Origin of the sequence: Bifidobacterium sp. ESL0763, assembly GCF_029433395.1 — a bacterium.
Classification (GTDB): domain Bacteria; phylum Actinomycetota; class Actinomycetes; order Actinomycetales; family Bifidobacteriaceae; genus Bifidobacterium.
This window is the reverse complement of the sequence record NZ_JAQTHW010000002.1, coordinates 980,000-1,003,600: the sequence shown is the minus strand read 5'-3', so window position 1 is coordinate 1,003,600 and position 23,601 is coordinate 980,000. Positions and strand designations below refer to the sequence as shown.

The window sequence follows — 23,601 nt, the reverse complement described above, 5'->3', positions numbered from 1 at the left end:
TTGCCGTTTGCGCTAGGCTGGGCCGTGGATTTCGGCTTGACTCCGATATGAAAGAGGGCGCGCCATGACGATCGCATTGAAACGGGTCTACGAGGCGGCGGATGAGGCGGACGGTTGCCGCGTGCTGGTCGACCGGCTCTGGCCGCGCGGCGTCTCGAAGGCGAAGGCGCGGCTCGACCTGTGGTTGAAGGAAATCGGCCCCAGCACCGAGCTGCGCAAGTGGTTCGGCCACGACCCCGCGAGGTTCGAGGAGTTCGCCGGGCGCTACCGCAAGGAGCTCGACGCCAACGGCGAGGCGGTCGACCGGTTGGCGGCGCTGTGCCGGGAGCGCGGGAAGGTCACGCTGCTCTACGGCGCCAAGGATCCGGAGCGCAACCAGGCCGTGGTGCTGCGCGGCTATCTCGAGAAGCGCCTAGGTCTCGCCTAGGGCGCGCGCGTAAATATTATGGTGGGGAATCGAGATAACCCCTGCGCATAAGCCCTCCGCCGCGTTATCATTGAGCTATGGCGACTGTGACGTTATCGATACCGAGGGCAAGGCGGCGCGAGCGTGCCATCTCCGACTATTTCCGCATGTGGGTGACGCGGGATTTCGACGGACTGGACTCGTGCTTCGCCCCCGATTGCGTCTACGAGCAGAGCAACGGCCATATCTACGAGAACCGTAACCAGATCCACCTGTGGATCGCCGACGAGCTGGACCGCGTGGTCGTGCTCAACTGGAAGATCGCCAATTTCACCCATGCGCGCGGCCGTGAGGGCCAGCCCTCCATCACCGTCTTCTGGACGTTCGCCGCCAAGGATGGCGACGGCGAGCCGTACGACTTCGACGGCGCCTCGGTCATCGAGTTCAACCGGAAGAACAAGATCAAGAGGGTCCGCGAGTTCCGCGCCCAATCCCATCGCGACTATCCCTACAAAGGTGAGTAGGGCAGACTGGTTATATAGTCGATTCCAAAAGTTGAGTCGAGGAGACTCAAGTTTTGTTCACCATAGGTTAAATCCTGGAAGCGGGACCGGGAATATCGGTTGGTCATAGTGACACACAAAGACTTGGAGCCGCAAGGTTCCGGAGCGTGTCGCCGGTGGCCGGACGTGTTGGCGGCCGCGGGCGTCATGGCTTGCCTCATCGTTTCAAGGAGTATTGATTATGGCTATGTTTCCGGATCTGATGCATGATGCGTTCTCCGATTTCTTCGACGACCCGTTCTTCGCCGGCTGGCGCGACTCGACGCCGCGCATCGGCAACCCCGTCTCCTCGGCGAACATGATGAAGACCGATGTGCGCGAGACCGACAAGGCCTACGACGTCTCGATCGACATGCCCGGCTTCAACAAGGACGACATCTCGCTCGAGCTGCATGACGGCTACCTGACCGTCTCGGCCAAGCGCGACGAGCACCACGACGAGAAGGGCGAGGAGGGCAAGTGGCTGCGCCGCGAACGCTACGCCGGCTCCTGCTCGCGCAGCTTCTACGTCGGCGACGAGGTGAAGGACCCTGACGTGCACGCCAGCTATAAGGACGGCACCCTGAACCTCGAGATCGCCAAGAAGCAGCCGGCCCCGAAGGTCGAGCCCATGCACCAGATCGCCATCGAGGGCTGATACGGGCGATCGGTCGATTTGCTGATTGATTGACAAGCTGACTGACTGATTGACAGATTGACTGGCAGACAGGCCATCCGGTTGGATGAAGGCAACCGGATGGCCTGTTCGCGTGTTCGCTGGGGTGATTGGTAAGGGTCGTTCGGCGATGTGTCGTCCAGCCCGAAGCGTCGTTTTTTGGTGGTGTTGTCTGATGGGATGTTCGATGGTTCACTCGATGGGGTGTTTTCCGATGGGGGTTTCCGGTGAGTTCTGAGTATCGGCCATTCGATTATCACGCTGGCAAGGTCGGCGAGACCGTGCGATAATGGCCATGGATATATGAGCGCAACGAGGCAATAGCGGAAACGAGGCAAGGCACATGGGCATGCCATTGGATTTGTATGTGATCCGGCACGGCGAGTCGGAGGCGAACGTCATCGTCAAGGCGGGGGAGCACGGCGACAATTCCCTGTTCACGCAGGACAACGTCACCGTGCCCGACCGTTCGTGGAGGCTCACGGCGACCGGACGCAAGCAGGCCTACTGCATCGGCCGCTGGCTGGTCGAGCAGCAGCAGCTCTTCGACCGCTACCTCGTCTCGCCCTACGTGCGCACCCGCGAGACCGCGGCGACGATGGCGCTGCCCAAGGCCAAATGGGAGGAGACGCGCGTGCTGCGCGAACGCTCCTGGGGAGAGATCAGCACCGTGACCCAGGAGGTCTTCAAGACCAACTACGAGCGCAACTGGATGTTCAAGAAGACCGACCCGCTCTACTGGCGTCCGCCGGCCGGCGAATCCATCGCCGACGTGGCCGAGAACCGCGCCCACAACCTGCTCACCTCGCTCAACCGCCGCGCCGAGGCCCAGTCCGTCATCGCGGTGACCCACGGCGACTTCATGCTCTCGCTGATGCTCACCCTCGAGGACCTCTCCGACGAGGAGTTCCTGCGCCGCGCCGACAGCGACAACTGGAAGATCACCAACTGCACCTGTCTGCACTATTCGCGCCGCGACCCCAACACCGGCCGCACCGACGAGCGCATCCACTTCGAGCAGACCGCCCGCCCCGTCTACGACAAGGACACCGGCCGCTGGGTCGTCAAGGTCGACCCGTGGCGCGAGTTCCAACGTCCCCTGCTCTCCAACGGAGACCTGGTGGACGTCGTCCAGTCCGTCACCCCTCACCTCTGAGTCGGCGCGTTTCGACTGACGTGCGTTCTGATTGACGTAGCCGGGCGGAGATATACGATGTTCGGGACGCTCCTTGGCCGCTCGGCCATGTCTTACGCCCGAACATCGCATATCTCCGCCCAGCTACTCAACGATGAGAGTGATAAGGCCGCTGGATAATTAATGTCGAGGTGTTCCGGACTGAGCTTATAAGCGGAATAAAAAACAGTCATAGGTTGAGTCTTGGGAGTCGGTTGTTGTTCGATGTCCACGTAATGAACGCGACACGCCGATTGTCCAAACGTGCATTAAACTATCGCAAGGCGCGCGACGAAAGCAAGGCCGCGCGGTGAATCCCCTATTTTTCAATCAGTGGCGGAAGTATGCCCAAAAAGGAGAGCGAAGGATGAGCAACATGTTCACCTGGAAATTGCACGGCGACGGCAAGACGTTGAATCCCGGTGAGGTGATCGACCCCGACGAGCGCATGACGTGGGGCCGGACGGCGGGCATTGGAGCCCAGCACGTGATCGCGATGTTCGGCGCGACGTTCCTGGTGCCGATACTGACGCATTTCGATCCGTCGACGACATTGTTCTTCACGGCGATGTCCACGGCGCTGTTCCTGTTGATCAACAAAAACAAGCTACCCAGTTATCTGGGTAGCTCGTTTGGTTTTATAGCCCCTATCACGGCCGTCGAGGCCGAGAAGGGCGTCGGTGGCGGCATCCCCGCGGCGGGCTTCGGCATCATGTGCACCGGCATCCTGCTGGCGCTGGTCGGCGTTCTCGTGCACTTCGCCGGCGCCAAGTGGATCGACATCATCATGCCGCCGGTGGTCAACGGCGCCATTGTCGCCATCATCGGCTTCAACCTGGCCCCCTCGGTGTGGAACAACTTCCAGAAGGCGCCCGACACCGCCGCGGTGACCCTGGTCGCCGTGCTGCTGATCGCGGTGCTCTTCAAGGGCCTGATCGGCCGCCTCAACATCCTGCTCGGTGTGCTGGTCGGATACGCCTACGCCTGCTTCCGCGGGCAGGTGGACTTCGCCGCGGTGGCCAAGGCCTCGTGGATCGGCTTCCCCCAGTTCCACATGCCACAGGCCGACTTCTCGGTGCTGCCCATGTTCATCCCGGTGGTCATGGTTTTGATCGCCGAGAACGTCGGCCACGTCAAGTCGGTAGCCCAGATGACCGGTCGCGACTATGACGACCAGATCGGCACCGCGCTCTTCGCCGATGGCCTGGGGACCACGATCGCCGGCTTCGGCGGCGGCTCCGGCACCACCACCTACGGCGAGAACATCGGCGTGATGGCCGCCACCCGCGTCTACTCCACCGCCGCTTACTGGTGCGCCGCCGCATTCGCGCTCATCCTGAGCCTGTGCCCGAAGTTCGGCGCGGTCATCAACACGATTCCCTCCGGCGTGCTCGGCGGTGTGACCACGCTGCTCTACGGCATGATCGGCATGGTCGGCGTGCGCATCTGGGTCGACAACCAGGTCGACTTCGGCAAGCCCTTGAACAACATGACCGCCGCGGTCACCATGATCATCGGCATCGCCGACTTCGGCTTCGCCATCAGCGGGGTCAAGTTCAACGGCATCGCCATCGGCACCGTCGCGGTGCTGGTGATGTACCACGGCCTGAGGGCCATCGGCCGGGCGACCGGCGCGATCGCCAAGGACGACGACGGCCTGAAGAAGCCGGAAGTGGCGGACAAGCGCTGAGCCTTGCTCCCGCCGACGAGGGCGGCCGGCTGAAAAGATGCCGGTATTTGCCTTCGCCGGTGGCGGCCGGCCATCCCATGCGAACCGTGTGGGGTGGCCGGCCGCTTCTGGTATGGCGGGCGCTTTCGTGCCTTGGTTCGGAAACGAAGGCGGGAGAGGGGTCCTGCCGGTAGATGCGGATATGCCCGAGCGCTGGGGATTACGTTATCGGGGCGAGCGTCATCCTCGTACCGACAAAGGTAGTACTTTCTTGACGTATCGTCATCCTTTTGACAGGCGCGGTCGTGGGCTATATAGTCTGTGTAAGTCATCAAGGTCGAGTGCTGCGAGGGGTAGCGAATGAGTGTTCACGTTGTCATCATGGGTGTTTCCGGCTGCGGCAAGACCACCGTCGCGCAGGCGGTGGCCGACCGCCTCGGCCTCGTGATGGCCGAAGGCGACGACTTCCACCCCAAGGCCAACGTGGAGAAGATGAGCCACGGCATCCCGCTCGGCGACGAGGACCGCTGGCCCTGGCTGAGGATCATCAACGAATGGATGATTGACCAGGATCGGCAGGGCAAGGGCACCGTCGTCTCGTGCTCGGCGCTGAAGAAGGCCTACCGCGATGTGCTGCGCCATGACCTCGATGTGCTCTTCGTCCATCTTTCCGGCTCCCAGGAGCTGATCGGCACGCGCCTGGCCAAGCGCACGGGCCACTACATGCCGCCGTCGTTGCTGCCCAGCCAGTTCGCCGATCTGCAGCCGCTCGAACCGGGGGAGAATGGCGTCGAGATCGGCATCGAGGGCACGCCCGAGCAGGTCGAGGACCAGGCCCTTGCTGCCGTCAGGGACTACCTGGCCAAGCAACAGGCCGAGTAAGGGTTCCGCTTCTTTTTGTCGGCCGTGCGAATCCGGATATCGGTTTCACGCGGCCTATGAGTCATATCCTCGTGTGTCCACTGGTCGTGAGCGTCTCGCTCTTGTGATGCCACGGGCATGCCGCCACAACATAGGTAGGCCACATCCGCCGGTGACGATGAGAAATCGTGCCCGCCAATGAATGTGGCTTCCTCATTGCCCGCGCGTGCTGCCGCTGACCTCGGTGACGATGTCGGACATGGCCTTGCGGGCCATCTCGGGGTTGCCCTCCCAGATCGCCTCGGCCACGTCCTCGTGCGCCAGCAGCATCTCGTGCTTGGGCTCGCTGGGGTAGAGCCCCTGCTCCACCCTGCCGGTGAGCACGATGTCGACCAGCGAGGAGAGCGAGGAGAAGAGGTCGTTGCCGCTGTGGCGCAGGATCTCGTTGTGGAAACGCAGGTCGAGGCGATGGAACTCGTCCATGTTGCCGGCCTCGCCGTTCTTGCGCAGCTCCATGGCCAGCACCGGCATCAGCGCGCGGGTCTCCACCGGCGCCCGCAGCGCGGCCTGGGCGGCGGCGAAGGGCTCGACCGCCAGACGCAGCTCCGTCAAGGCGATGAGCTCCTGCTTGCGCTGCTTGGAGTGCAGCTTCCAGGTGATCACCTGGGTGTCGAGCGAGAGCCATTCGCCCAGGTCCTGGGCGATCAGCCCGACGCGCTTCTTGATGACGATGGCGTGCGCCGACTCCAACGAATGCGCGGTCTCGCGCGCCACGGTCCTCGAGATCGAGAAACGCTGCTGGATGTCGTTGAGCGTCATGCTCTCCCCGGTCTTCCACCGGCCCTCGATGATGTCGACGGCCAGCTCCTCGGCGATGGCGCTGTGCAGCACGGTACTGCTCTTGTTCGTCAGGCTCGAGGGGGCGATGGGGGAGCTCGGGGTCACCGCGGTGGGCATGGAGAACGCCTTCAGGCGCTCGCTGGCGGGCGTGGCCCGGCGGAGGTTGCGCGACCTTGGCCGCCGTTTGCTCGATGCGGTCTTGGAAGAGGATGACGTATGCATACCATTGAGAGTATCAAACAGATATAAAAAATACTAAATGAAGTTATCATCCCCACTAATTTTTTAAAAGTACTCCCTTTAAAGAAAAGGGTAATCAATGTAATCGATATGGTACGCTCATTGGGTATCACTATTCTCATCTGGAGGAATCTATGCAGCTAGGCATGATCGGACTGGGCCGTATGGGCGGCAACATGGCGAAGAGGATCCGCGAGGCCGGGCACGAGGTCGTGGGCTACGACCTGAGCCCGGAGTCCGGTCGCGACGTCGACAGCCTCGAGGCGCTGGTCTCCAGGCTCGACGCCCCGCGCACCGTGTGGATCATGGTCCCCGCCGGCAAGGCGACCGACGAGACGCTCGACGCGCTGATGGGCCTGCTCCAGGCCGGCGACATGGTCATCAACGGCGGCAACTGCCGCTACAGCGACGACAAGCTCAACGCCGAGAAGCTGGCGAAGAACGGCATCGAATACATGGACTGCGGCGTCTCCGGCGGCGTGTGGGGCGAGGAACGCGGCTACGCGCTGATGGCCGGCGGCACCGACGAGGAATACGAGCGCGCCCTGCCGATCTTCGAGGCGCTGAAGCCGGAAGGCAAGAACGGACTGGTGCACGCCGGCCCGGTCGGCGGCGGCCATTTCGCCAAGATGGTGCATAACGGCATCGAATACGGCATGATGCAGGCGTTCGGCGAGGGCTTCGCCACCATGGAACGCAGCGAATACATCGGCAACCCGGCCGAGGTCATGGCCTCCTGGCGCGCCGGCAGCGTGGTCGACTCCTGGCTGCTCGACCTGGTGGTCCGCGCCATGAAGGACGACCCGGACCTCAAGGGCATGCCGCCGGTGGCCGACGAGACCGGCGAGGCCCGCTGGACTATCGAGGCGGCGGCCGAGCTCGGCGTGCCCACCCCGGCCATCAGCGCCGGCCTGTTCACGCGCCAGGCCTCGCGCGGCGGCGCCGACGACGTGCTGCGCGTGGTCACCGCGATGCGCAACCAGTTCGGCGGCCACATCACCAAGGCGTGAGCGCCGAGACGAGCCGATGGCCATGACTGGCCGAACCAGTGACGGCGATGGGATGGTGGATGCCGTTACTGACCAGCATTGGCACGCAGAAAGCCCCGCGGAATACGAACCGTCGGGGCTTTTCCTATATTCCATGTTCAACCGTCAACTGCCAGCAGGCAGATGACGTGGCATGGCCGATCGCCGATGGTCTGACGACAAAGGCGACGCTGGAAACCATCCTCGCGTCGCCTTTGCCTAATCCATCGGCGATCGGACCAACGGCCCGATGACCGTCGTCGCCTCACTCCGACACGGCCACGCCCTCGGCCTTGGACGGGTCGCCGCCGTGACGCCGCGAGCGGATGAGGCTGTCGACCACGCCGATGACGATGCCCAGGGCCGCTGGGATGAGCCAGGTCAGCTGCGCGCCGTAGAGCGGCAGGGTGGCCAGGGCGTCGCTGGCGGCCGCCACCGGCAGGCCGAAGACCGCCAGCAGCTTCACCACGCAGTCGACGATGCTGAAGATCGCCACCAGCAGCACCGTCCAGAAGTAGACGCGCGGGAACCTCGAGGAGAACGGCCTCTCGACGAGGTTGAGCGCCACGAGCACGATGGCGATGGGGTAGAGCGCGCCGAGCACCGGCAGCGAGACGGTGATGATGGCGCTCAGCCCTGCGTTGGAGACCACGAAGCTGAAGATCGCGAAGACCACGGTCCACGCGCGGTAGCGCACCGGATGGCCGAGGACGGTGGGGAAGTGTTCCTCGAAATAGGTGGCGCAGGTGGAGATCAGGCCGGTGCAGACGTTGAAGCAGGCCAGCACGAAGATGAGCCCGACGAAAAGCGTGCCGACGGAGCCGAAGGCCGAGGTGGTGATGTTGGTGAGCACCGTGGCGCCCGTGTCGTTCTTGCCGTTGGCCGGCCTGATCGACCCGCTCACCGCGCCGATGAAGGAGAGGGCGGAATAGATGAGGATGAGCAGGACGCCTGTGCTGGCCCCGGCGATGCTGATCTCGCGGCGGTTGGCCCTGGTCTCGGTGACGCCGAACTGCGAGATGTTGGCGGAGATGACAATGCCGAAGTAGAGCGCCGCCAGCAGGTCCATGGTCTGGTAGCCGTTGACGAAGCCGTAGACCAGGGCGCCGTGTGCGTACTCGCCGAAGGGCTGGCGCAGCGCGCCGTGGCCGATGAAGACGCAGGAGACGAACATGACCACGATCAGCGCCAACAGCAACGGGCCCATCACGCGGCCCAGCGACTTGGAGAGGCGCTCGGGGTGCTGGCTCAGGATGAAGGAGAGCGCGAAGAAGACAAGGGAATAGACCAGCAGCGCCAGGCGGTTGTTCTCGCCGAAGAAGGGCGTGATCGCCATCTCGTAGGAGGTGGTGGCCGTGCGCGGGATGGCGAAGCAGGGGCCGATGGCCATGATGATGACGAAGGCCAGGATGGCGGCGAACCTGGGGGAGACGCGGGAGGCGAGGCGCTCGAAGCCGCCGGCCGAGGCCACGGCCAGCACGCCCAGGATCGGCAGGCCGACCGCGGAGACGATGAAGCCGATGGTGGCCGGCACCGACGCCGACTGCGACTGCGCGCCCATCAGCGGCGGGAAGATGAGGTTGCCCGCCCCGAAGAACATCGAGAAGAAGGTGAAGGCCACGACCAGCCTCTTGCCGTAGGGCAGCCCCGCCGGTTTCGCCGTTGCCGTCGTGGTCGCGGCCGCCGGATGCTCCGTCGCCGCCGGATCTTTCGTCGTTTCGGCGGATGGGGCCCCACCCTCGCCTTGGGACTCCGCCTTGTGGGTGGAAGTCGCGCCGTTCGCCATGTTCGTGTCCTTTCGTCGCTTGCCGTGTCCGCGCGCCCGCCCATGTGATTGGTGCGGCGGCGCGGCATGGCCACGCGTTCACTATAGTCACCGCATATCGCCTTGCCAAGGATGCGCGGCGTCGCCATGTGGAACGCCGGCGGGTCGAAGGGTACGCGCACGCTAGACTGGCTCTTGTTTCGCTCGCCGGCGAGCTCCGGCGGCGATCCCAGGCAGAGAGATGGAGGCGTGTCGGATGGTGGTGGGGCAAGGTGCCAGGCTCAAGGCGTTCAGATTCGTGTTCGCGCGGACGCTGCCGATATGCATCAGCTTCATGTTCACCGGGATGTCCTACGGCCTGCTGATGTATTCCAAGGGATTTCCCTTCGTCTACCCGGCGCTCATGGCCGCCACCATCTTCGCCGGCTCCATGGAATTCGTGCTCGTCGATCTGCTGGTCAGCGCCTTCAACCCCTTCGCGGCCCTCATTCTCACCCTCATGGTCAACGGCCGCCACTTCTTCTACGGGCTTTCGATGCTGGGACCCTACCGTAACATGGGCTGGAAGAAGCCGTTCCTGATCTTCTGGATGTGCGACGAGACCTTCGCCATCAACTCCTCGATGCGGGTGCCCGAGGGCATCGACCGCGGATGGGCCTACCTGTGGGTCTCGCTGCTCGACTACTGCTATTGGGTCGGCGGCGCGATGCTCGGCTGGCTCATCGGCGGCATCCTGCCGTTCTCCACCAAGGGCGTCGGCTTCGCCATGGTCGCCATGTTCGTCTCGATCCTGCTCGACCAGTGGAAGGCCTCGCCGCACACCCTGCGCGGGCATGTCCCCGTGCTGGTGGGCCTGGTCGCCTCGGTGGCCTGCCTGGCCGTCTTCGGCCCGCAGCGCTTCATGCTCCCGGCCCTGGTGGCGATGCTGGTGGTCTTCCAGCTGCTGCGTCCCTATCTTGAGAAGCCCCATGACAAGGGCCTGCCCGCAGGAGTGGACACGAAGCCCGGGGACGCCGGAAAGACCGCCGCGGACGGCACCGCGGAGACGACGAAGGAGGTGGCGCGATGATGACCATGACCGTGTGGCAATCCATCATTATCATCGCCATCGTGAGCCTGACGACTATCTTCACGCGTTTCGCGATGTTCATCCTCTTCCCCGAGTCGAAGATCCCGCCGAAGTTCGTGCGCTACCTGGGCGACGTGCTGCCGCCGGCCATCACCGGCATGCTCGTGGTCTACTCGCTCAAGGACGTCACGCCGTTCAGCGGCAACCACGGCGCCCCCGAGGCGATCGCGGTGCTGGTCATGGTCCTCTTCTACCGCTGGCGCCACAACAGCCTGCTGGCCATCTTCGTGGGCACCATCCTCTACATGGCGCTGGTGCAGACCGTCTTCGCCTGAGGGAACGCGGCCGGGAACGCGGAATCGGCGGCCACTGGCGGTGGCCACGGATACCGGGCATGGCGAAGCGTGAGCGGGGCCACACCTTTCGCTAGAATGGGACCATGTCTTTCTTCGACCTATTAGGCGGGTTCCCCGACCCGCGCAACCGCTTCGGCGCCAATCGTCACGAGGGCTCGGACGACGATGACGATCCCACGATCCTCAATGTCGAGACCAACGGCGACGCCCCGCATGCCTCCGGTCGCTCCGGCCGGTTCAACTGGCCCCCGAGGCCGGGCGGCCCGCGCATCACCAGGACCAGGTCCAAGGCCCCGCGTCCGGGCCTCTCCCGGGGCACGAAGGTCTTCCTCGGCATCGTGATCGTGCTGGCGGTACTGCTGGCCCTGGTCTTCGGGCTCGACCGCTTCATCACCGACCTGATGTGGTACGGCCAGCTCGGCTTCCAGTCGGTGGTCTGGACCCAGCTGTGGACCAAGGTAGGGCTGTGGGTGGCCTTCGCCGTGCTGATGGCGCTGGTCAGCTACCTGGCCGCCACCATGGCGATCCGCACCCGTCCCGATTCCGCCGACGGCTCAACCATCCGCATCAAGGGCGACGTCGTCGAGGTCGGCAAGTCGGTCAGCTCCAAGACGGCGCGCCGCGTGGCGGTCGTCATCTCGCTGATCGTCGGCCTGGTCTTCGGCTCGCGCTTCAACGCCAACTGGTCCGAGGTGCTGCTGATGTTCAACGCGCAGTCCTTCGGCGTGCGTGACCCGCAGTTCGGCATCGACAACGGCTTCTACGTCTTCGTGCTGCCCGGGCTCAAGCTCATGCTCTCGGCGCTGACGATGCTGCTGCTCTTCGGGCTCATCTTCTCGGTCATCACGCATTTCGCCATGGGTGGCATCCGCGTGACCATGCCGGTCGACGGCCACGGCATCGTCTCCATGACCCGGCACGCCCGCCATCAGATCTCCATCTGGTTCGTGCTCAACATGCTGGTCTGGGCGGTGCGCCATGCGGTGGGCGCCTTCGACGACCTCACCGAGCAGGGCAGCCGCTTCACCGGCGCCGACTACACCACGGTGCACGTGGGCATCCCGGTGACCTTCATCCTCGCCGGCGTGATCGCCGTGCTCGGGCTGGTGCTGGGCGTCTGGCTCTTCGCCTCGCACGCCCTCGAGCGCCCCTCCGCCGCATCGGCCCCGGTCGGCCGCGCGGTGAAGGCGTGGAAGCTTCCGGTCGTCTCGGTCGCCGCGGCCGTGGTGGTCGCGCTCATCCTCGGCGTCGTCTGGCCCATGCTCCTGCAGCGTTTCCAGGTCAGCCCCAACGAGCAGGAGATGGAATCGACCTATATCTCGCGCAACATCAAGGCCACGCAACAGGCCTACGGACTCGACAAGGTGAAGGTGGACCAATACCAGGCCACCACCCAGGGCCATTCCGGCGCGCTGGCCAACGATCCCGAGACCACCGCGCAGATCCGTCTGCTCGACCCCGAGGTCATCTCGCCGACGTTCAAGCAGCTGCAGCAGTCCAAGCAGTACTACATGTTCGCCGATTCCCTGGCGGTCGACAAGTACGACATTGACGGCAAGAGCCAGGACACGGTGATCGCCGCCCGCGAGCTCAACGTCAAGGGCAACGACAACCGCAACTGGGTCAACGACCACACCGTCTTCACCCACGGCTACGGCGTCGTGGCGGCCTACGGCAACAAGGTGACCAGCGACGGCAACCCCGAGTTCTTCGAATCCGGCATCCCCACCCAGGGCAAGCTCACCAAGAGCCAGCACTACGAGCCGCGCATCTACTTCTCCCCGAACTCGCCGGACTATTCCGTGGTCGGCTCGCCCAAGGGCAGCAAGCCCTGGGAGTTCGACTACCCGCAGGGCTCCACCGGCGCCTCCAACACGTTCGAGGGCAACGGCGGGCCGAAGGTCAACAACCTCTTCACGCGTCTGCTCTATGCCATCCGCTTCGGCAGCGACCAGATCTTCTTCTCCGACCGCGTCACCCCCGATTCGCAGATCCTCTACGACCGCAGCCCGCGGGAGCGTGTGGCCAAGGTGGCTCCGTATCTCACCCTTGACGGGCGTGTGTACCCGGCGGTGGTCAACGGCCGCGTGAAGTGGATCGTCGACGGCTACACGACCTCCGACGCCTACCCGTATTCGCAGACCACCGACCTCGGCGTGGCCACGAAGGACTCCACCACGGTGGCCTCCAAGACCATCCAGGGCCTGCAGTCGCAGCCGGCCAACTACATCCGCAATTCGGTCAAGGCCACGGTCGACGCCTACGACGGCTCGGTGAACCTCTACGTCTGGGACCAGCAGGACCCGGTGATCAAGGCCTGGCAGAAGATCTTCCCCGGCCAATACCACCCGCTCTCGCAGATCTCCGGCCAGCTGATGAGCCACCTGCGCTACCCGGAGAGCCTCTTCAAGGTGCAGCGCCAGCTGCTGGCCAAATACCATGTGACCAGCGCCGGCCAGTTCTTCTCCGGCGAGGACTTCTGGCAGACGCCCGTCGATCCCACCCAGCTGCCGGGGGAGCAGAAGAGGCACGTGCTGCAGCCGCCGTACTATCTGACGCTCAAGACGGGCGGATCCAAGGAGCCGCTCTTCTCGCTGACCTCCACCTACATCCCCGCCGGCACCTCCACGCGCGAGATCCTCACCGGATTCCTCTCCGTGGACTCCGACGCCGGGTCGACTCCGGGCAAGGTCGGGCCGAACTATGGCACCATACGTTTGCAGGAGCTGCCGAAGGACTCGAACGTGCCGGGCCCGGGCCAGGCGCAGAACAACTTCAACTCCAACGCCGACGTCTCCAAGGAGCTCAACCTTCTGGAACAGGGCTCCACCAAGGTGCGGCGCGGCAACCTGCTGACGCTTCCGTTGGGCGGCGGACTGGTCTACATCGAGCCGGTCTATGTGCAGTCCAACGGTCCGACCAGCTTCCCGCTGCTCAAGAAGGTCCTCGTGGCCTTCGGCGACCAGGTCGGGTTCGCCGACACCCTCGACGAGGCGCTCGACCAGGTCTTCGGCGGCGACTCCGGAGCCTCGGCCGGCGACGCGGAGAACACGGGTGGCGCATCCTCGTCGACGCCGCAGGCCGACACCTCCAAGAAGGGCAAGGACGCGGCGAAATCCGGGCAATCCGGCGCGGCCGCGTCGAACCCCGACCTGAAGGACGCGCTGAGCAAGGCGGGGCAGGCCATGAAGGACTCCGACGCCGCGATGAAGCGTGGCGACTGGGCCGGCTACGGCAAGGCCCAGCAGGAGCTCAACGACCAGCTCAACCGCGCCCTGCAGCTCGAGGGGCAGCAATAGGGCTCGGCGGCCGTGTCACCTCGACGGCCGCAAGGCGTTGAGGCCGCATGATGGCATGGAATGATGGCGGTTCGCCCGTTCCATGCCATCATTCATCATGGATAATGGTTGAGGGATGGTCGAACGGCATTCGAACGATGGTTGAAAGCCGTTCGGACGATATGAGGAACAGGGAAGCGAGCGAGGAAATGGTTGCGCACAACGTGGAGCCTTTGAAGGCGAGGATCAGGGACGCGAACGATGGCGACATCCAGGCCATCACCGACATCTACAACGAGGCGGTGGTGACCTTCACCTCCACCGCCGACCTGAGGCCGCAGACCCTCGACGAGCGGCGCGCATGGGTCGAAAGCCACCGGCCGCGCGCGCAATATCCCGTGGTCGTCATCACCGACGGGGACGGCACGGTGGTCGGCTTCGGCTCCCTGTCGCGCTACAACTACCGCGAGGGCTACGACGGCGTGCTCGAGCTGAGCTACTACATCGCCGGATCGGCCAGGCGCCGGGGCTACGGCTCGGCCATGGTCGAATGGCTCGTCGCCCGCGCCAAAAAGCTCGGCGCCCACATGGCCGTGGCGCTGATCTTCGCCATCAACGACGGGTCGAACGCGCTGATGCGCAAGTACGGCTTCACCCGCTTCGGCATGCTGCCGCAGGCGAGCTGGGACGGCAAGGGCTACCTCGACGTGAACTACTGGTACCAGGACCTGCGATAGGGGATCGGCCGGATCGGCGCAGGGATTTCGGAGTCGGCGATGGAGTCCGGTTCCTCCGCCCGGCGTTCGCCTCACGGTCCGGCGCGACCTGGTTCGCCCCTGCGCGGTATGCGGCGCGCGGGTCTCTTGCAGCCGGTACCATGGAGATGTTGATCGTCGCATTCGGCGGCTTTTGTCATGCCCGGATGCAGGCGAAACCAAGGTGGATGGCGTCACCGCCCCACCTGACGGCGTATTCGAAAAGGAACACACGAGGCAATGGCATCTGATTTTTGGCTGGTCGCGGGGTTGGGCAACCCCGGCAGGAAGTACGAGGGCACCCGGCACAACATGGGCTTCATGGTCGCCGACGTGCTGGCCGAGCGCTGGTCGGTGACGCTGAGCGACCACAAGGGCCTGGCCGAGCTGGGCAAGGGCATCATGAGGCTCGACGGACGCGCCATGAAGTTCTTCCTGGCCAAGCCGCTGACCTACATGAACGATTCCGGCAACGCCGTCTCGTCGATCTGCAACTACTACGACATCGAGCCTGACCACGTCGTGGCCATCCACGACGACATGGACCTCGACTTCGGGCGCATCAAGGTGAAGGCCGGCGGCTCGGCGGGCGGGCACAACGGCATCCGTTCCATCGACAAGTCGCTCGGCACCAACAAGTACGCCCGGGTGCGCATGGGCACCGGCCACGCCGCCCGCGGCCCGCACGCCCACGAGAACACCGTCAACTGGGTGCTCGGCGGCTTCTCCGGCGCCCAGCGCAAGGAGCTTCCCGACTTCCTGGCCGACGGCGCCGACGCGGCCGAGACCATCATGTTCTCCGGCCTCGCCGAGGCGCAGGAGCGCTTCAATGGCCGCTGAGGCACAAGGCCGCACGGGCCATGCCGCCAGCGAAGGCAAACGCACAGGTAGGCAGGCGAAGGAAACGGACACCACGGCAACGCAGCAGGCAACGGCAACACCGGCAGGCAAGACCACACCAAAGGCTGAAGGCACGACCGGCATGGCGGGCGCGCTGGCAGGGTTCCTGCCCCGGCTGGAGGACGACGGCGCCTTCCGCGACCTGCTCGCCGACCAGATCGAACCGCCCGAGGGCGCGGCCGACCAGGCGCTGAGCGTCGGCGCGCCCCTCGGCATCCGCCCGGCCCTCGCCGCCGCACGCGCCCAGTATTCGCCGGTGGTGCTCATCGTGCCCTCGAGCCGCGAGGCCGAGGAGACCGTCAACGCCATCCGTTCCTGGTACGGGGGAGACCCCCATGAGGTGAGCCAGCTCGAGGCCTGGGAGACGCTGCCGCACGAGCGCCTGTCGCCGCGCGCCGACACCGTGGCCAGCCGCATGGCCGTCTTCCGCAGGCTCTGCCATCCGCAGGCCGGCAGCGCCATGTTCGGCCCCATCCGCATCCTGGTGATGCCGGTGCGCTCGCTCATCCAGCCGGTGGTCGCGGGCCTCGGCGACGTGGAGCCGCTGGTGTTCAGGGTGGGCCATGAGATCGCGCTGGACGAGGTATCGGCCCGATTGGTCGAGAACGCCTACACCCGCGTCGACCTGGTGGTCAACCGCGGCGAGTTCGCCGTGCGTGGCGGCATCGTCGACGTGTTCCCGCCGACCCTGCCGCACCCGGTGCGCATCGAGTTCTTCGGCGACGAGATCGACACCATCAGGGAGTTCCACGCCTCCGACCAGCGCACCTACGGCGACGGCGTCGATGTCGTCTGGGCGACGCCCTGCCGCGAGCTGCAGCTGACCGACAAGGTCCGCGCCCGCGCCAAAACGCTCATCGGCCAGATCCCCAACGCCGACGACATGCTGCAATCCATCGCCGACTCCATCCCGGTGGAAGGCATGGAGTCGCTGATCCCCGCGCTGATCGACGACATGCAGCCGGTCTCGGCGATGCTGCCCAAAGACGCCGTCATCATGCTGAGCGACCCGGAGAAGCTGCGCCGTTCAGCCGCCGACCTCGCCAAGACCGCCAACGAGTTCCTCGCCGCCAGCTGGCATGTGGCGGCCAGCGGCCACGGCGCCGGCGCACCCATCAGCTTCGAAGAGGCCAGCTTCCTCGACTTCGACGAGACCATCGGCTCCCTGGAGTTCTCAGACCACCAGGTCTGGCGGCTCACCAGCTTCGGCGTCGACGAGGCCATCGCCGGCCACGTCCAGCTGGACGCCAAGATGCCCGAGGAATACCGCGGCGACGAGCAGCGCGCGAGAACCGGCGTGGAGGGGCTGATCGACGACGGGTTCGAGGTCACCCTCACCGCCGCCGCCAACGGCACGCTCTCGCGCCTGACCCGCGCCCTCAACCAGACCGGCGTCACCCGCTTCGACACCGTGCGCTCGCAGGCCATGGACGGCTTCGTCGACGCTTCCGCCAGGTTCGCTCTGCTCACCGAGCGCGACCTGACCGGCAGGACCAGCGCCGTCGCCCAACGCAAGACCCGTCGTCGCCGCCACAAGGCCATCGACCTGATGGAACTCAAGGCCGGCGACTACATCGTCCACGAGCAGCACGGCATCGGCCGCTTCGTCGAGATGCGCCAGCGCACCACCGGCGTGGGCGCCAACCGCGCCACCCGCGAATACCTCGTCATCGAGTACGCGCCCTCGAAACGCAACGCCCCGGCCGACAAGCTCTTCATCCCCACCGACCAGCTCGACCAGATCTCCAAATACATCGGCGCCGACAAACCAAAGCTCAACAAGCTCGGCGGCTCCGACTGGTCGCAGACCAAGGCCAAGGCGCGCAAGCACGTGCGGCAGATCGCCGACGACCTGGTCAAGCTCTATTCCGCGCGCCAGCAGGCCAAGGGCTTCGCCTTCAGCCCCGATACCCCGTGGCAGAAGGAGCTGGAGGAGGCCTTCCCCTACCAGGAGACCGCCGACCAGCTCACCACCATCGACGAGGTGAAGGCCGACATGGAGAAGCCGGTGCCGATGGACCGCCTGATCTGCGGCGACGTCGGCTTCGGCAAGACCGAGATCGCCGTGCGCGCGGCGTTCAAGGCGATCCAGGACGGCAAGCAGGTCGCGCTGCTGGCGCCGACCACGCTGTTGGTGCAGCAGCATTACGAGACGTTCACCGAACGCTACGAGGGCTTCCCGGTCACCGTGGCCGCGATGAGCCGATTCCAGACCAAGAAGGAGATCGACGAGACCCTCAAGGGCCTCGAGTCCGGCGAGGTCGACCTGGTCATCGGCACCCACAAGCTGCTGAACCCCAAGATCAGGTTCAAGGACCTGGGTCTGCTGATCATCGACGAGGAGCAGCGTTTCGGCGTCGAGCACAAGGAGACCCTGAAGGCGCTGCGCACCAACATCGACGTGCTCTCGCTTTCCGCCACCCCGATTCCGCGCACCCTGGAGATGGCGGTCACCGGCATCCGCGAGATGTCGACGCTGGCCACGCCTCCCGAGGACCGCCTGCCCGTGCTCACCTACGTGGGCGCCCAGGAGGACGCGCAGGTCACCGCCGCCGTCCGGCGGGAGCTGCTGCGCGGCGGCCAGGTCTTCTACGTGCACAACCGGGTCAACGACATCGACAAGGTCTCCGCCAAGATCCACGAGCTGGTGCCCGAGGCGCGCATCGGCATCGCCCACGGCAAGATGGGGGAGAAGCAGCTCGACCGCATCATCCAGGACTTCTGGCATCGCGACATCGACGTGCTGGTGTGCACCACGATCATCGAGACGGGCCTCGATATCAGCAACGCCAACACGCTGATCGTCGACCACGCCGACCATTTCGGCCTCAGCCAGCTCCACCAGCTGCGAGGACGTGTCGGCCGCGGCCGCGAACGCGCCTACGCCTATTTCCTCTACGACCCGTCGAAGCCCATGACCCAGCAGTCGCACGACCGCCTGGCCACCATCGCGCAGAACACCGCGCTCGGCTCCGGCTTCGACGTGGCGATGAAGGACCTCGAGCTGCGCGGCACGGGCAACCTGCTGGGCGGTGAACAGAGCGGCCACATCGAGGGCGTCGGCTTCGACCTCTACGTGCGCATGGTCTCCGAGGCCGTCGAGCAATACAAGGAGCCGGAGCGCAAGGAGTCGGTCGCGGTCACCATCGACCTGCCCATCGAGGCCTCGATCCCGGTGGACTACATCGACTCCGACAAGCTGCGCCTCGAGGCCTACCGCAAGCTGGCCGGCGCCCGCAGCGAGCAGGACCTCACCGACCTGCGCGAGGAGCTCACCGACCGCTACGGCCCGCTGCCCGAGCAGTTCGACACCCTCTTCGACGTCGCCCGCCTGCGCGGCCGCGCCCGCGCGCTCGGTATCTCCGAGATCGTCGCCCAGGGCAGGCGCGTGCGCGTCGCCAAGGTCGACCCGCCCGAATCGTTGCAGATGCGCATCTCGCGGATCTACAAGGGCGCGCAGTACCGCCCGGTCACCCACACCTGGCTCATCCCCGCGCCGTTCGCCGGCAGCCTGGGCGGCAAGCCGATGACCAGCCCCGAGGTGATGGGCTGGGCCGACCAGCTGCTGGACGACCTGGCATACAAGGTGATGTGAACGCTAACGACAATCGGCTTCCTGTCTTGCTTTTCGTCCAACAAAGCCGGTAAGCTGGAAACCGATAATGTAGTCAACTGTAAGGAGCGGTTGTGGCAGCAATTGAAAGCGTCTACGCACGCGAAATTCTTGATTCCCGTGGAAATCCGACCGTCGAGGTCGTGCTCAACACCGTCGACGGCGCCGAGGGCCTGGGCCTGGTTCCCTCCGGTGCTTCCACCGGTGAGGCGGAGGCCTGGGAGCGTCGCGACGGCGACAAGTCCCGTTACCAGGGCAAGGGTGTCCTCGACGCGGTGAAGGCCGTCAACGAGGTCATCGCCCCCAAGGTCATCGGCATGGACGCCACCGACCAGCGCGCCCTCGACGAGACCATGATCGAGCTCGACGGCACCCCCAACAAGGGCAAGCTCGGCGCCAACGCCATCCTCGGCGTCTCGCTCGCGGCCCTCTACGCCGCCGCCGACTCCGCCGACCTGCCGCTCTACCGCTATCTCGGCGGCACCAACGGCCACATCCTGCCGGTGCCGAACATGAACATCATGAACGGCGGCGCCCACGCGGACTTCGCCACCGACATCCAGGAATACATGATCTCCCCCTACGGCTTCGACACCTACAGGGAAGCCCTGCGCGCCGGCGTCGAGGTCTATCACACCCTGAAGTCCATCTTGAAGAAGGACGGCCACGAGACCGGCCTCGGCGACGAGGGCGGCTTCGCTCCGAAGATGAAGACCAACGAGGATTCCCTCAAGTACATCATGCAGGCCATCGAGGCCGCCGGCTATGAGCCCGGCAAGCAGATCGGCCTGTGCCTCGACGTGGCGTCCTCCGAGTTCTACAACAAGGACACCGACAAGTACCACTTCGACGGCGCCGACCGCGATGCCGACTACATGCTGGACTACTACAAGGAGCTCGTCTCCAAGTACCCGCTGGTCTCCATCGAGGATCCGTTCGCCGAGGAGGATTGGGCCGCCTGGCAGAAGATCACCGCCGCGATGGGCGACAAGCTCCAGTTCGTCGGCGACGACCTGCTGGTCACCAATCCGAAGCGCCTGCAGAAGGGCATCGACCTGAAGGCCGCGAACTCCCTGCTGGTCAAGCTCAACCAGATCGGCTCCGTCACCGAGACGCTCGACGCCATCGAGCTCGCCACGGCCAACGGCTTCACCTCCATGGTCTCCCACCGTTCCGGCGAGACCTCGGACACCACCATCGCCGATCTCGCCGTCGCCAAGAACACCCGTCAGATCAAGACCGGCGCCCCGGCCCGTGGCGAGCGCATCGCGAAGTACAACCGCCTGCTCGAGATCGAGGAGGAGCTTGGCTCCACCGCCGAGTACGCCGGCTATTCCGCCTTCAAGGCCTGCAAGAAGTACACGAAGTAACCCCGCTTCGGCATGTTTGCGCCATGGGCATCGCCCGTGGCCCGCGTGCCAAGGCATGAGGTGATCTGATTGCCCGTCGCATCCGCAGCAAGTCGAATGCGACGGGTAATTTCTTGTTATATGAGCACATCGAGCCGCGAACGCGCCACCGGCCGCAACACCGGTCATGCCACCGGGCGTGGCACCGGGCGCGCCAACGCGACATCGAAGACGAAGCGGAAAGCGAAGAGGGGGGACTTCGGCCCGCTCGCCCTCTTCATCGTCGTGGTCGTCGTGGCCCTGGGCGTCATCCAGCTGGCCACCACCATCTTCAGCTACAGCCAGAGCGTCACCGAGCTCAACGGCCTCAAACGCCAGGAATCCCAGCTGGTCACCAAGAAGGCGAACCTCGAGAACGACATCTCGCGCTGGAACGACAAGGCATACGTCACCGCCCAGGCCAGGCAGCGGCTCGGTTTCGTCTTTCCCGGCGAGCAGTCGATTCATGTGGAGCATCCCGAGGCGGTCACCGGCATCAAGTCCAAGGACGAGGCCAAGACGGTGAGCCCCGACGAGGACTCGCGCGCCCTGCCGTGGTACAGCGAGCTGGCCTACGGCTTCAAGAAGGCCGACGAGCCGCTGCCCTCGCAGCGCAAGGACATGACGCCGACGTCAAGCGACACGGGCGAGTCCGGCACGAAGTCGGACGACAAGGCGAAAACCGACAGGAAAAAGGACGCCAAGAAGCGGGATTCCAAGAAGAAAGCCAAGGCGGACAAGGCGACGGCCCGGTCGAAGTCGCGGGAATCCAAGTCGGCAGCCCGCAGCTAGCGGCAGCCTGGGCGAGTCGATTGACCGGTATGGCCAGACAACGTGGCGACGAGGCGCCTGACGGCAGGACGTCTGACGGCGTTCGACGCCATATGCTTGGATAGGCGGGTAGACAGACGTGAACGAAACGGAAGTCGATGCGGCCGGAGCCGGATCGACGCCTTGGTTTTCAAAAGGAAGGCATCGCGGTTTGGAACAACGGCAAGCACACGCGCCATCGGTTGGCGACGAGACGAATTCGCAGCAAGTCCTTGAGCGGCAGGCCCAGGCGCTGGTCGACCGGGTGATGGCCGACCCCGCCACCGACAGGGACATCGCCATGGCCGGCAAGCAGCTCGGACGCTACCCCCGCGGCATGGTGGCCGTGGGCGCTCGGTGCGTGTGCGGCAGACCGCTGGCCGTGGTCACCAGGCCCCAGCTGCCCGACGGCACGCCGTTCCCCACCACCTGCTACCTGACCAGCCCCGAGGCCGTCAAGGCCGTCTCCCACGTGGAGGCCGACGGGACGATGAAGGACTATACCGAACTCGTCGAACATGACGAGCAGGTCCATGCCGCCTACGAGCGCGCCCACAGGCTCTACCTCGCCTTCCGCCACGAGCTGGCCGAACGCGTGGGCGACAGCGAGGAACACATCAAGGGCACGAGCGCGGGCGGCATGCCGGTGCGCGTCAAATGCCTGCACGCCATCCTGGCGCAGACGCTGGTGATGGGCCGGGGCGCCAACCCCATCGGCGACATGGTCCTGGAACGCATCGCCGACGAATTCGACCCCACGGTCTGCCGCTGCACCACGACGCTGGACGAGCCGGGGGAGTAGGGGCGACTGGCTGGGGCGGAGTGGTCGGATCGGACAGGCCGAGCCGAGGCCGGTGAACGGAATGCGAAGGCCGCAGTGCCAGGTCATTGGAGCAAACGTCAAGACGCGGAGGAAGACGCCCGAGGGCGCCATGATCGCGGAGGGAAGCAAGGATGGAACACGGAACGGACATGCCGTCGGGGAAATCGGTGACGGTCGCGGGCATCGACTGCGGCACCAATTCGATACGCCTGAAGATCTCGCGGGTGCGGGCCGACGGCACCGGCGAGGACATTGTGCCCAGATTGCTGCGCGTCATCCGCCTGGGCGAGGACGTCGACAAGAACCACCGGTTCTCCGATGACGCCCTGCAACGCGCCTACACCGCCGCCCACGAGTTCGCCGAGGTGCTCGGCCGCCATCCGGTCGACGGCCTGCGCTTCGTGGCCACCTCGGCCACGCGTGACGCCGCGAACCGCCAGGAGTTCGAGGACGGCATCGAATCCATCCTCGGCGTGCGCCCCGAGGTCATCGCCGGCACCGAGGAGGCCGCGCTGAGCTTCCTCGGCGCCACCAGCATCGTGCCGCGCGACGGGTTGGCCGCCCCATACCTCGTGGTCGACCTGGGCGGAGGGTCGACCGAGATGGTGCTCGGCGGCGACGGGCAGACGGCGCCGGCCACCCAGGTGCAGGCCGCCTTCTCGATGAACATCGGATCGGTGCGCATGACCGAGCGCCACCTGCGCGACGACCCGCCCACCGCCGCGCAGATCGCCGAGGCCGAGGCGGACATCGACCGGCATATCGACGAGGCGTTCGAACATGTGCCCGCGGGCAGGGCGCGCACCATCATCGGCGTCTCCGGATCGGTGACCACGATGACCGCTCTGGTGCTGGGGCTCAAGGAATACGACCACAGCAAGGTCGACGGTGTGCGCGTGGTCAACCAGGACGTCTTCGCCGTCGACGACCGCTTCCTCAAGATGACCCGTGCCGAACGCGCCACCTACAAGACCATCCATCCCGGCCGCGTCGACGTGGTGGGCGGAGGCGCGCTGGTCTGGAACCGCGTGCTGAGGCGGGTCAGCGAGGCGGCGAGCGCCGACCACGGCCAGCCCATCGACTCGTTCGTCTCCAGCGACCACGGCCTGCTCGACGGCATCGTCCTCGACTACGGTATGAGGCTGCTGCGGGGCTGAGGACGTTCATGAAGTACCCCGGTGGGACTCGAACCCACAGGAGATGGCTGATATAGCGGCTGGCAGCTGACGGATGGCTTCTCCACGCGTCATTGTCGAAGCGATGGGAGCGGGCATCGACGCCACGCGCGTGGGCTGGGTGGAAGAGGCTGCCCAGGCCGTTTTCGATGCCTGTCTGCGACGTCCACAAGGTACCCGAAACGGGTAGAGGGCATATGACATAATGGGCATCTGTCGGCCTGGTGCCGATG

19 protein-coding genes are annotated in these 23,601 nt (G+C 65.3%); 17 read left to right on the top strand and 2 right to left on the bottom strand.

Annotated features, from left to right (window positions below; all coding sequences use genetic code 11):
• Positions 1-64 precede the first annotated feature (64 nt).
• From PT282_RS04965 to PT282_RS04940, 6 genes are all read left to right on the top strand, one after another.
• Positions 65-427 carry a DUF488 domain-containing protein gene (locus tag PT282_RS04965; protein WP_277168441.1) on the top strand — a complete coding sequence of 121 codons (363 nt, stop codon included), beginning with the start codon at positions 65-67 and terminating at the stop codon, positions 425-427.
• Between the two features lie 77 nt (positions 428-504).
• Positions 505-930: a nuclear transport factor 2 family protein gene (locus PT282_RS04960; RefSeq protein ID WP_277168440.1), complete on the top strand. Its 426-nt coding sequence runs from the start codon at positions 505-507 to the stop codon at positions 928-930.
• 220 nt (positions 931-1,150) lie between these two features.
• Positions 1,151-1,606: an Hsp20/alpha crystallin family protein gene (locus tag PT282_RS04955; protein WP_277168439.1), complete on the top strand. Its 456-nt coding sequence runs from the start codon at positions 1,151-1,153 to the stop codon at positions 1,604-1,606.
• Between the two features lie 361 nt (positions 1,607-1,967).
• A complete protein-coding gene (locus PT282_RS04950) occupies positions 1,968-2,780 on the top strand; it encodes a histidine phosphatase family protein (protein WP_277159622.1) in 813 nt (270 codons plus the stop codon).
• Positions 2,781-3,165: 385 nt separating this feature from the next.
• Positions 3,166-4,488, top strand: coding sequence for a uracil-xanthine permease family protein (locus PT282_RS04945; protein WP_277168438.1), 1,323 nt, complete (start codon positions 3,166-3,168; stop codon positions 4,486-4,488).
• A 339-nt stretch (positions 4,489-4,827) separates the two neighbouring features.
• Entirely contained in the window at positions 4,828-5,349 is a 522-nt protein-coding gene (locus tag PT282_RS04940) for a gluconokinase (RefSeq protein ID WP_277168437.1), read from the top strand.
• Between the two features lie 192 nt (positions 5,350-5,541).
• Here PT282_RS04940 and PT282_RS04935 read toward each other — a convergent pair whose 3' ends face one another.
• The gene (locus PT282_RS04935; protein WP_277168436.1) at positions 5,542-6,390 is read right to left on the bottom strand and encodes a FadR/GntR family transcriptional regulator; all 849 of its coding nucleotides are present in this window, start codon (positions 6,388-6,390) and stop codon (positions 5,542-5,544) included.
• 152 nt (positions 6,391-6,542) lie between these two features.
• On the opposite strand from PT282_RS04935, the gene gnd reads away from it, so the two are divergent.
• Positions 6,543-7,418, top strand: a complete 876-nt coding sequence (gnd, locus tag PT282_RS04930) for a phosphogluconate dehydrogenase (NAD(+)-dependent, decarboxylating) (protein ID WP_277168435.1) — start codon at positions 6,543-6,545, stop codon at positions 7,416-7,418.
• Positions 7,419-7,701: 283 nt separating this feature from the next.
• On the opposite strand, the gene brnQ is transcribed toward gnd, so the two are convergent.
• On the bottom strand, positions 7,702-9,222 hold the full coding sequence (gene brnQ, locus PT282_RS04925; protein ID WP_277168434.1) for a branched-chain amino acid transport system II carrier protein: 1,521 nt from the start codon (positions 9,220-9,222) through the stop codon (positions 7,702-7,704).
• A 235-nt stretch (positions 9,223-9,457) separates the two neighbouring features.
• Between brnQ and PT282_RS04920 the strand changes: the two genes are divergently transcribed.
• The 10 genes from PT282_RS04920 (at position 9,458) to PT282_RS04875 (ending at position 23,350) form a co-directional block, all read left to right on the top strand.
• Positions 9,458-10,270, top strand: coding sequence for an AzlC family ABC transporter permease (locus PT282_RS04920; RefSeq protein ID WP_277168433.1), 813 nt, complete (start codon positions 9,458-9,460; stop codon positions 10,268-10,270).
• Positions 10,267-10,605 (top strand): branched-chain amino acid transporter permease, encoded by a 339-nt coding sequence (locus tag PT282_RS04915; RefSeq protein WP_374114140.1) that lies wholly within the window; start codon positions 10,267-10,269, stop codon positions 10,603-10,605. Before PT282_RS04920 ends, PT282_RS04915 begins: the two co-directional genes overlap by 4 nt.
• Positions 10,606-10,709: 104 nt before the next feature.
• Positions 10,710-13,925: a UPF0182 family protein gene (locus PT282_RS04910; protein ID WP_277168432.1), complete on the top strand. Its 3,216-nt coding sequence runs from the start codon at positions 10,710-10,712 to the stop codon at positions 13,923-13,925.
• Between the two features lie 188 nt (positions 13,926-14,113).
• Positions 14,114-14,641 (top strand): GNAT family N-acetyltransferase, encoded by a 528-nt coding sequence (locus PT282_RS04905; protein WP_277168431.1) that lies wholly within the window; start codon positions 14,114-14,116, stop codon positions 14,639-14,641.
• Positions 14,642-14,899: 258 nt separating this feature from the next.
• A complete protein-coding gene (gene pth / locus PT282_RS04900; protein WP_277168430.1) occupies positions 14,900-15,499 on the top strand; it encodes an aminoacyl-tRNA hydrolase in 600 nt (199 codons plus the stop codon).
• Positions 15,500-15,641: 142 nt separating this feature from the next.
• A complete protein-coding gene (gene mfd, locus PT282_RS04895; RefSeq protein ID WP_277168945.1) occupies positions 15,642-19,154 on the top strand; it encodes a transcription-repair coupling factor in 3,513 nt (1,170 codons plus the stop codon).
• Positions 19,155-19,246: 92 nt separating this feature from the next.
• Entirely contained in the window at positions 19,247-20,542 is a 1,296-nt protein-coding gene (gene eno, locus PT282_RS04890; protein WP_277168429.1) for a phosphopyruvate hydratase, read from the top strand.
• Positions 20,543-20,662: 120 nt separating this feature from the next.
• On the top strand, positions 20,663-21,352 hold the full coding sequence (locus tag PT282_RS04885) for a septum formation initiator family protein (RefSeq protein ID WP_277168428.1): 690 nt from the start codon (positions 20,663-20,665) through the stop codon (positions 21,350-21,352).
• Positions 21,353-21,638: 286 nt separating this feature from the next.
• Complete coding sequence (locus PT282_RS04880) at positions 21,639-22,172, top strand: DUF501 domain-containing protein (protein WP_277168944.1); 534 nt, start codon at positions 21,639-21,641, stop codon at positions 22,170-22,172.
• A 152-nt stretch (positions 22,173-22,324) separates the two neighbouring features.
• Positions 22,325-23,350, top strand: coding sequence for a Ppx/GppA family phosphatase (locus PT282_RS04875; RefSeq protein WP_277168427.1), 1,026 nt, complete (start codon positions 22,325-22,327; stop codon positions 23,348-23,350).
• Positions 23,351-23,601: the final 251 nt, after the last annotated feature.